The organism is Pseudomonas sp. R62 (genome assembly GCF_000257605.1).
Taxonomy (GTDB): domain Bacteria; phylum Pseudomonadota; class Gammaproteobacteria; order Pseudomonadales; family Pseudomonadaceae; genus Aquipseudomonas; species Aquipseudomonas atacamensis.
In genome coordinates, this window is the sequence record NZ_JH635998.1 from 993,355 (window position 1) to 1,004,037 (window position 10,683).

Annotated in this window: 5 protein-coding genes; 2 read left to right on the forward strand and 3 right to left on the reverse strand. The window is 60.4% G+C overall.

The features are described from left to right. Positions 1-1,455: 1,455 nt before the first annotated feature. Positions 1,456-3,462 (forward strand): membrane-targeted effector domain-containing toxin, encoded by a 2,007-nt coding sequence (locus OQK_RS31950; RefSeq protein ID WP_162098719.1) that lies wholly within the window; start codon positions 1,456-1,458, stop codon positions 3,460-3,462. A gap of 63 nt (positions 3,463-3,525) precedes the next feature. Here OQK_RS31950 and OQK_RS05945 read toward each other — a convergent pair whose 3' ends face one another. The 3 genes from OQK_RS05945 to purL form a co-directional block, all read right to left on the reverse strand. After that, positions 3,526-3,879 carry a DUF6124 family protein gene (locus OQK_RS05945; RefSeq protein WP_016771557.1) on the reverse strand — a complete coding sequence of 118 codons (354 nt, stop codon included), beginning with the start codon at positions 3,877-3,879 and terminating at the stop codon, positions 3,526-3,528. 960 nt (positions 3,880-4,839) lie between these two features. After that, positions 4,840-5,151 carry a Nif3-like dinuclear metal center hexameric protein gene (locus OQK_RS05950; RefSeq protein WP_016771558.1) on the reverse strand — a complete coding sequence of 104 codons (312 nt, stop codon included), beginning with the start codon at positions 5,149-5,151 and terminating at the stop codon, positions 4,840-4,842. Positions 5,152-5,156: 5 nt separating this feature from the next. Beyond that, on the reverse strand, positions 5,157-9,053 hold the full coding sequence (purL, locus tag OQK_RS05955) for a phosphoribosylformylglycinamidine synthase (protein WP_016771559.1): 3,897 nt from the start codon (positions 9,051-9,053) through the stop codon (positions 5,157-5,159). A 285-nt stretch (positions 9,054-9,338) separates the two neighbouring features. Between purL and mltF the strand changes: the two genes are divergently transcribed. Next, positions 9,339-10,683, forward strand: a 1,345-nt coding sequence (gene mltF / locus OQK_RS05960; protein WP_081489832.1) for a membrane-bound lytic murein transglycosylase MltF, incomplete at its 3' end; no start/stop codon positions are given.

Sequence of the window (10,683 nt, forward strand, 5' to 3'; positions counted from 1 at the left end):
ATCGCGACGGCTATGCCGACGGCGTGGGTTTTCTCGAGCATAAATTTTCACGCTCGGCGCGCTTCAGAGGTCCGCAAGGCGTCGATATCAGCAGCCTGACCGCGCAGAATGTCGCGCGCTCGGTCACAGGGGTGTGGATCGGCCAACGCTATACCGACAAAGTCAAAAAGGAGCTGCAGAATTCCCAGAGCGAAGGCTACGCGTTCCGCCGCAACGCGACGCTGGCGATCACTCAGCGCCAGATGCAAAGCGCCGCGCTGGAATGCCAGCTGCAAGGACATATCGCCAGCAGCGACCTGCAATGGCTCCAGCAAAGCATCACCAGCATGGATCAAACGTCGGGGCAGACGCGGACGAAGTACCCGATCCACCGGTTGATGATCGACGGCGAATGGGTGATCGATACCTGGCTGTTCAGCCATGGCAGTAATCCGGTTCTGCTGTATACGCCGGACGCGCCGGACGGCGTGCGTTTTCGTGAAGCGCGCCTGTTCAATTATCTGCTGCTGCAATCGGGCATGGTCGAGTACTTCACCTCGCGCGTGGGTATCAGCGCCCAGACCCGGGTCCGCACGCACCTGGACAACATCCGCAAGAAGCTGCCCAAAGACCTCAACAAAACCACCCCCAGCCCCGCCCGCTACGACTCGATGCGACCGGCTGACGCCGTCAGCGACCTGCTGACCGCGCTCTATGACATGAAGCTGCAACGGCGGATCGACAACGTCCACGCGACCACCACCAGTCGTAGCGAAATGATCGCTGGCCTGATCTGGACGAGCGTTGAGTGGGTCGCGGCCATCGCCACCGCGCCCTTCCCGCTGTTGAGCCTGAGCACCGGCCTGTTGCTGGCCTTCAAGGACGCGATGCTCGCCCTGCATGCCTATCGTCAGGGCAACAACAACGAAGCGTTCCGGCACTTGCTCGGTTATCTGTTCAACAGTGCCGGCGCGGTGCTGACGGATCTGCGTCCGGCGCTACGGTCACTCAAGCCCGTCCGGCGCCCGTTGCGTCAGGCTGTCGCCACTGCCGGCGATGAGCAACAGAGTGCTCTGGCATTGGTCGATCAAATGGCCACTGAACCCGTCTGGGACGATATGCAGGCGGTCGCTTTCAGAGGACAGTCGTATTACGCCAGTAACAACCCGGACGCGCTGGGCCGTTATTTGCTCTACCGCCCGGATCCGAATGGCTCCGGACTGCTTTCGACCGGCATTCTGACCGTACGCAATTCCGACGGGGTGATGGTGCGCAGCGGCCTGTCCGGCGGTGCACCGAAATACGAAGCTGTGCCCGATACACCCGGTCCGCACAAAGATTATGGAGTCGCGATCGACTACCGCGAGCGCGTCGAAACGTTGCTGGTGCCGCAATCGCGCGAGGCATTGCTGCAACTGAGCGATATGGGTATCCCGCGGCAGACCATCATGGCCCGGGTGGTCGATCAGTTGAGCGATGTTCGCACAGCCTATCTGGAACAGGTCGAAAAAACTCACCAAAGACGCCACGCGCCATTTTGCCCGGCTCGCACCGCTGCCCGCCCGTGCCGAAGTGCCGGCGGTTGCCGCCAATACCTCATTCGCACAGTTGATCGGCAGCGATGCATTCGCCGCGAAGAACCTGGTGATCGGTGCACAACCTGGTTCGATCGCCAGCAAACAGTTATTGATCGAGCATCTCGACGTCCTCGTGGCGAACGGCTACAAGCATCTCTTTCTCGAATACCTGCCGGGTGACGTGTTTCATCTCAAACTGGAAAAGCTCAACAGGAACGGCTCCTGGTTTCATATCAACAAACACCTGAAGGCGCTCGACAAAGCCATGGGGTATGCGCCGGACGCAGCTTTTTCTTACCTGGCGCTGGTGCGCAGGGCCCGGGAAAAAGGCATGAGCATCCATGCGCTAGACGGCTCGGCCAGCTATAAACTCGAAGGGATCATGGTGATGTCCGAAGTCTCGCCGCTGACCCCGCGCAACAACTCCATCAGAAACTTCTATTCGCACAAGGCGCTTGCCAGCGATGTGGCCGACGTCGGCGAAGAGCGCTGGATTGCCCTGACCGAACAGTCGCGCATGACCACGTTCGACAACACGCCGGGCCTGGCCGACCTGCACGAGGCCGTAGCCATACGTGTTGAAGACATCGACCTGTACCAACCGGCACGCATAAGCAGGGATACACCCGGCGCCATCGCCGGCGATGCGACTGCGCAAGGTGATTTCCTGGTACAGATGCCGAGCACCTACAAGGCACCTCTACCCGTCTCCAGGCCGCCCGCCGCAGCTAGCGCCGTTGATCACTTCAGCGATTTCGATGTGGCTTTGCCGCTGCGTGACGATATTGCTGAAATGTTGCATAAGCCCTACTCCATGGACTCGAATTACACCCCGACGATCTCCAGTGAAAGAACGGCCTACGAGGCTTTCATCGCCCAGCGCAAGCGCCTGGAAAAAACCGCCAGAGACGCTTTCACCGACTACGTCCCTCCCGATGCGCCGATCCTGCCGGTGCTCACCTCCGACTGCACATTCGAGGCTTTTCTGCGGCAGCTGGCCGACGGACGCTTGAATCTGCTGATCGGCGAAGCCCATGCCGATGTAGCGAGCAAAGCGCTGCTGAAAAAGCACATGAAAGCGCTCAAGAAAGCAGGCTATGACACGTTGTATGTCGAGCACCTGTTCACCGATCTGCACCAGGCCGATCTCGACATTTTTTTGCGAACCCAACGTATGCCGCACAGGCTGAAGGCGTACCTGCATCGTCAGGACCGAGGGCACATGATGGCTTACGGTGGGAGCGATACCTACACGGAGCTCTACCAGGCAGCAGCCAAATACAACATCCGCATCAGAGCGATCGATTGCACAGCGTCCTACCACCTCAAGGGCCTGCATGACAAAGCAGTCTCGCGAAACGAGATGTTCAGCTATTTTGCAACCCAAGTGATCGAGGCTGATCAACTGGCCAACGGCCCGCATAAATGGGTGGCCCTCATCGGCAGTGCGCACACCAATTACAACCTCGGCGTGCCAGGTCTGGCCGATACACTTTCAGCCGTCAGCCTGCACGTGCGCGACACCGCCCCCGAGCTGGCCAGGGATATTCATCGCGGTACATGGGAATTTGTCAGCGGCCAGCACGAGGCCAACGTGAGGGCCTTGAGCAGCGACTTTGTGATGGAGGTGGCCGTCCCCGGAACGAAAAAGCCTGCTGCGCCTCCTTCTGTCAGTCGCAGCAGACTGACTCGACAGGGCCAATTCCTGATCGAAAATGCAGATACCCGCAAAGCCAGTGTGGTGCATAGATCCAGGTCCGGCGAGATCGTTGAGACGCCGATTCAGATCAATGACAAAGGTCTGTTCTTCATTGATCGCTGGGGGAAAAAAGATCAGAGCTTCAAATACCTGCGAACCTTGGTCGACATGCTTGTAACGGACGTCAAGCTGACACAGGTGACGTGACATCCACGCGATTGCACGTCGTGGAAAACCACCGGGCTTAACGGCCCGGTGGTTTTTTTACGCCTACGGATCAACCCGATCCAGTGCACGGTTCACCGCCAGCTCAGCAAGCATGATGATCTGCTGAATCGCCAGCGCCGTATTGCGCTGCGGTCGCCCCAACTGATCGGCGAAATCACTGGCCAAGGTGTTGGCTGAAGCGAGGGATTCACAGGCGTGGGCGAGCAGGGTTTCGGTGTCGACGTCGGGCTGGATCAGAAACAGGGTGCCGGGCGGGCGCGCTTTGCTCGGCTGTGGGCACAGGTAAAAATCCAGAGCGCGCTTGATCGCTTCGCGGTTTTTCGCGAGGTCGTCGGCGCGGATGGTTTGTTCGAGGGGGGTGGGTTCGTATGGTGGATCGGGAACGATTTTATCCACAATGCTTCTCCTGCTGATGCTGATGGGCAGCCATCGATCGCCGGATCTCACGCGGCGAATAGGTGGCAGCTATGTGCGAGGTGAGATCCACCGGAGCAGGCAACCGGCCAGACCGAAGTCTGCCCGCACACAGCCGCCATAAAGCAGGCAGCAGATTGAGCTGGCGCCAATTATCGTGGTGCTGGCGCCAGTTGCAAGCTATCCGGGGATCTCACTCCCGATCGCTGATTCGCAGCGACGGGAAAAGACTAGAGATCGCACGTCCGACGGACAACCGGAAAACGTTGTGGGAAGGTTCAGGTCATCGGGTACCGGATTTAAACAATCTCAAGTTCTCGAGAGCATGGATGGGCCTCATCGCGAGCGGGCTCACTCCTACAGTTGTCATCGGGTCATTCAGTGAGAAACGGGTCGGCTGACAGGCCGCCTTCGCGAGCAAGCTCGCTCCCACAGAAAGCAAAATCAAGATCAAAAGATCGCAGCCTTCGGCAGCTCCTACACAATGAGCGCAAGCTCGAGTGCTTTTGATCTTGATCCACCGGCGACGTCGGAAGGCTGAGTGGAGGGATTGATCCGGGCGTGGGAGCGCAGCGACCGTCTGGCGCAGCCAGACACAGCGGAAGGAGGTGCAGCGAAGCAAACCGGAGCCGCTGCGCCCGGATCAGTCCCGGAGCGAAGGAACCCGAGCCTGCGAGGGCCGAACGTAGGAGCAAGCGTTTTTTTGCTTACTTTTTTTAGGCGTTTGTAAAAAAAGTGAGTCGCCGTAAGGGCGAAACCGCCAGCCGCAGCACCCGAAGCAACGGATATTCACTCAATCAGCCAGCATGCTCGCCTGTAGGGGCGCCTTCGCGAGCAGGCTCGCTCCCACAGTGGAAATGCGCCCGGACAAAAATCAGCGGCAACAAAAAACCCGCAGACAATCACTCATCTGCGGGTCTCCCGTTCAAGCAACCAAGAAGATCAGAAATCCTCCAGCCGCCACACCTCATAAGCAGGCGTCTCATACGGATGACTGAGCTTCAACGCCGCCACAACAGCCACGATCAACTCATCCGCCACGACAAGCTCAACCTTCCATTCCTCAACCCGCTCGACCTGCCCCGCCTGACCGATAAACGGCTGACTGCCGTCCAACGGTCGAAACTGGCCCAGGCCAAGCACCTGCCACGCACAGTGGTCATAGTCACCGATCCGCCCACCACCGGCAGCGAACACAGCCCCTTTGACCACCTCGACATGACTGTCAGGAACAAAAAACGCCAACTTGTACACTACGATCAGTTAACCCACACGCGAGCGTTACGGAACATACGCATCCACGGCGCGTCTTCGTTCCAGTCTTCCGAACGCCACGAGTTCTGCACCGCACGGAACACACGCTCCGGGTGCGGCATCATGATCGTCACGCGACCATCACGGCTGGTGAGGCCGGTGATCCCGCGCGGCGAGCCGTTCGGGTTGGCCGGATAGGCTTCGGTGACCTTGCCGTGGTTGTCGACAAAACGCATCGCCACGCAACCGGACAGATCGGCTTCCAGCAGTGCTTCTTCGCTGGCGAACTCGGCATGCCCTTCACCGTGGGCGATGGCGATCGGCATGCGCGAACCGGCCATGCCCTGCAGGAAGATCGAGTTCGATTCCTGGATCTGCACCATCGCCACCCGCGCTTCGAACTGCTCGGAGCGGTTGCGCACGAAGTGCGGCCAGAACTCGCTGCCAGGAATCAGCTCGTGCAGGTTGGACATCATCTGGCAACCGTTGCACACGCCCAGCGTGAAGCTGTCGTTACGCTCGAAGAAGCCCTGGAACGCATCGCGGGCGCGGCTGTTGAACAGCGCCGATTTGGCCCAGCCTTCACCGGCGCCGAGCACGTCGCCGTAGGAGAAACCGCCGCAGGCCACCAGGCCTTTGAACTCGTTGAGGTCGACACGACCGGCGAGGATGTCGCTCATGTGCACGTCGATCGCGCTGAAACCGGCGCGGTCGAATGCGGCGGCCATTTCCACCTGACCGTTGACGCCCTGCTCACGCAGCACGGCAACCTGTGGGCGGATGCCTTTCTTGATGTAAGGCGCGGCGATGTCCTGATTGACGTCGTAGCTGAGCTTGACGCTCAGGCCCGGGTTGTCTTCTTCCAGCAGCGCGTCGAATTCCTGCTCGGCGCAGTCGGCGTTGTCGCGCAGACGCTGGATCTGGTAGCTGGTCTCGGCCCACTGACGTTGCAGCAGGCGACGCTGGCCTTCGAACACGGTGTCACCGTTGAAGGTGATGTTGATCTGGCCATTGTTGATCGGCTGACCGATCACCGACACGCAGTCGCCCAGACCGGCGGCGCTGAATTGCGCGAGGATGTCCGGGGTGGCGTCCTGACGAACCTGGATCACCGCACCGAGTTCTTCGTTGAACAGGATCGCGGCGATTTCCGAGGCGGATTCGGCAACGCTGTCCAGGTTCAGGCTCAGACCGCAGTGGCCGGCGAAGGCCATTTCCACCACGGAAGTCAGCAGACCACCGTCAGAACGGTCGTGGTAGGCCAGCAGGTGACCGTCGGCGTTGAGGCCCTGGATCACCGCGAAGAAGGCTTTCAGGTCTTCGGCGTCATCGACGTCCGGCGCATGCTTGCCGAGCTTGCCGTGGACTTGCGCGAGGATCGATGCACCCATGCGGTTCTGGCCGCGACCGAGGTCGATCAGGATCAGGTCGGTGGTGCCCTTGTCCATGCGCAGTTCCGGGGTCAGGGTCTGACGGATGTCAGCCACTGGCGCGAAACCGGTAACGATCAGCGACATCGGCGAGGTGACGGTCTTGTCTTCGCCGTTGTCGTTCCAGCGCGTGGCCATGGACATCGAGTCCTTGCCCACCGGAATGGTGATGCCCAGCTCAGGGCACAGCTCCATGCCGACCGCTTTCACGGTGTCGTACAGACGCGCGTCTTCGCCCGGGTGGCCGGCCGCCGACATCCAGTTCGCCGACAGTTTGATGTCGGAGAGCTTGTTGATGCGCGAGGCAGCAATGTTGGTGATGGTTTCGCCGATGGCCATGCGGCCCGAGGCCGGCGCGTCCAGCAGAGCCAGCGGAGTACGCTCGCCCATCGCCATCGCTTCACCGGTGTAGACGTCGAAACTGGTGGCGGTGACGGCAACGTCGGCCACCGGCACTTGCCACGGGCCAACCATCTGGTCACGGGCGACGAGGCCGGTGATGGTGCGGTCGCCGATGGTGATCAGGAAGCTTTTGCTGGCTACGGCCGGGTGATGCAGAACGCGTTCGATGGACTCGCTGATGTCGAGGTTCGACGGATCGAAGTCATCGCCCAGCTCGGCTTCGCGAACCACCGAACGGTGCATGCGCGGCGCCTTGCCCAGCAACACTTCCAGCGGCATGTCCACCGGGTTGTTGCCGAAGTGGCTGTCGGTCACGGTCAGTTGCGGTTCGGCAGTGGCTTCACCAACGACGGCAAACGGGCAACGCTCGCGTTCGCAGATCGCCTGGAAGCGCTCGAAGTCTTCCGGGCCGACTGCCAGCACGTAACGTTCCTGGGACTCGTTCGACCAGATTTCGTGCGGGGCCATGCCCGGCTCGTCGTTTGGAATGTTGCGCAGTTCGAAACGGCCACCGCGGTCGCCGTCGTTGACCAGTTCCGGGAAGGCGTTGGACAGACCGCCCGCGCCGACGTCGTGGATGAAGCTGATCGGGTTCTTGTCGCCGAGCTGCCAGCAACGGTCGATGACTTCCTGGCAGCGACGCTCCATTTCAGGGTTTTCACGCTGCACGGAAGCAAAATCCAGATCCGCAGAGCTGGTGCCGGTGGCCATCGACGAAGCCGCGCCGCCACCGAGACCGATCAACATCGCCGGGCCGCCGAGCACGATCAGCTTGGAGCCGACGACGATCTCGCCCTTCTTGACGTGTTCTTCGCGGATGTTGCCCATGCCGCCAGCGAGCATGATCGGTTTGTGGTAACCGCGCACTTCGTCGCCGTGCGGGGTAGTGATCGATTGTTCGAAGGTACGGAAATAGCCGGTCAGCGCCGGACGACCGAATTCGTTGTTGAACGCAGCGCCGCCGAGCGGGCCTTCGATCATGATGTCCAGCGCGGTGACGATGCGCTCAGGCTTGCCGTACGGCACTTCCCACGGCTGTTCGAAGCCCGGGATCTGCAGGTTCGATACGGTGAAACCGGTCAGGCCGGCCTTTGGCTTGGCGCCGCGACCGGTTGCACCTTCGTCACGGATCTCGCCACCGGAACCGGTCGATGCGCCCGGGAACGGGGCAATCGCGGTCGGGTGGTTGTGGGTTTCAACCTTCATCAGAATGTGCACCGGCTCCTGCACCGCGCCGTACTGGCGGGTTTCAGGGTTCGGGAAGAAGCGGCCGGCAACGTTGCCGACAATCACCGAAGCGTTGTCCTTGTAAGCGGACAGCACGCCTTCGCTGTGCATCTGATAGGTGTTCTTGATCATGCCGAACAGGCTTTTTTCCTGGCTCTGGCCGTCAATGTCCCAACTGGCGTTGAAGATCTTGTGGCGGCAGTGCTCGGAGTTGGCCTGGGCGAACATCATCAGTTCGATGTCGTGCGGGTTGCGCTTGAGACCGTTGAAGGCGTTGACCAGATAGTCGATCTCGTCTTCGGCCAAGGCCAGGCCCAGCTCGGTGTTGGCCTTTTCCAGCGCGGCGCGGCCGCCACCGATGATGTCGATGGCGGTCAGCGGCTTCGGCTCGGCATGGCTGAACAGACCGGCGGCCTGCTCAAGGTTGGCCAGCACGATCTGGGTCATGCGGTCATGCAGCGCGTCCGAAATCAGTTGGGCTTCGGCTTCGCTGAACTGCCCTGCAACATAGAAAGCGATACCGCGTTCCAGACGCTGGATCTTGCTCAGGCCGCAGTTGCGGGCGATGTCGCTGGCCTTGCTCGACCACGGCGAGATGGTGCCGAAACGCGGCAACACCAGAAACAGACGGCCGGTAGGCTCTTGAACCGGAACACTTGGGCCGTACTTCAGAAGGCGCGCTAGCACCTGCTGTTCGTCGCCGGTCAGGACGCCGGTGACTTCGGCGAAGTGAGCGAATTCAGCATACAGGCCACTGACAGCTGGAACCTTCTGGCTCAGTTGCTCAAGGAGTTTGCTGTGGCGAAAGGCAGAAAGGGCAGGAGCGCCGCGCAGGATCAACATCTTCGGGACAGCCTCGGGAAGGGGTGTGCTTTGAGGCCGTGCATTCTAGCCTAAACCGACCTCAACATCACCCGAAACGCTACGCACGGTTGCACTCGGGTAGCAATCTGTGTTTCTGCCTTCGGGGTCAGGTAAATCAAGCCTTTCAGCGCGGCTTATTTTTACTGTAACAAAATGCCATGAAGGCCCGTATTCAAGGGATTTCGTTCGATTTTGTGATCGCTAGCAGACTAGTCCTACGCTGTCGAGATATGGCGCCCGTGGCCGTTTGCGTATACTGCGCAGATGTTTTTCCCAACGGCTTTGCGTCCGCGATACGCCAAATGGCTGATCGCAACCGGACTCTTCCTGGTGCTCGGTGGCTGTGTTGATAAACCCAACACACTCGAGCGCGTAAAGGAGGACGGTGTGCTGCGCGTGGTTACCCGCAACAGCCCCGCCACCTACTTTCAGGATCGCAGCGGTGAAACCGGCTTCGAATACGAGCTGGTGAAGCGCTTCGCCGACGATTTGGGCGTCGAATTGAAGATCGAGACCGCCGACAACCTCGATGACCTGTTCAACCAGGTCGGCAAGCCGAACGGCCCGGTGCTCGCGGCCGCCGGTCTGGTCAGCAGCGATGAACGCAAGAAGCAGGTGCGGTTCTCCCACTCCTACCTCGAAGTCACCCCGCAGATCATCTACCGCAACGGCCAGTCGCGCCCCACCGATCCGGCGGATCTGGTCGGCAAGAAGATCACCGTGCTCAAGGGCAGCACCCACGCAGAGCAACTGGCCGCGCTGAAACAGAAATATCCCGGTATCGAATACGAAGAATCCGACGCGGTTGAAGTGGTCGATCTGCTGCGCATGGTCGATGAAGGCCAGATCGACCTGACACTGGTCGACTCCAACGAAGTGGCGATGAATCAGGTGTACTTCACCAACATCCGCGTGGCCTTCGACCTCGGCGACGCGCGCAGTCAGAGCTGGGCGGTGGGCCCGGGCGAAGACAACAGCCTGCTCAATGAAATCAACGCCTATCTGGACAAGGTGCAGAAGAACGGCACCCTGCAACGCCTGAAGGACCGCTACTACGGCCATGTCGATGTGCTTGGCTACATGGGCGCCACCACCTTCGCCCAGCACTTGCAGCAGCGCCTGCCGAAATACGAACAGCACTTCAAGAATTACGCGAAGAAAGAGAAAGTCGACTGGCGCCTGCTGGCCGCCATCGGTTATCAGGAATCCCTGTGGCAGCCGACGGTGACCTCGAAAACCGGCGTACGCGGCTTGATGATGCTGACCCAGAACACCGCGCAAGCGATGGGCGTGTCCAACCGCCTCGACCCCAAGCAGAGCATCATGGGCGGCGCCAAGTACCTGGCTTATATGAAGGATCAGCTGGACGATTCGATCCAGGAACCGGATCGCACCTGGTTCGCCCTGGCGGCGTACAACGTCGGCAGCGGCCATCTGGATGACGCGCGCAAACTGGCGGCGAAGGAAGGCTTGAATCCGGACAAGTGGCTGGACGTGAAAAAGATCCTGCCGCGTCTGCCGCAGAAACAGTGGTACAGCAAGACCCGTTACGGCTACGCCCGCGGTGGCGAGCCGGTGCACTTCGTGGCGAACATTCGTCGCTACTACG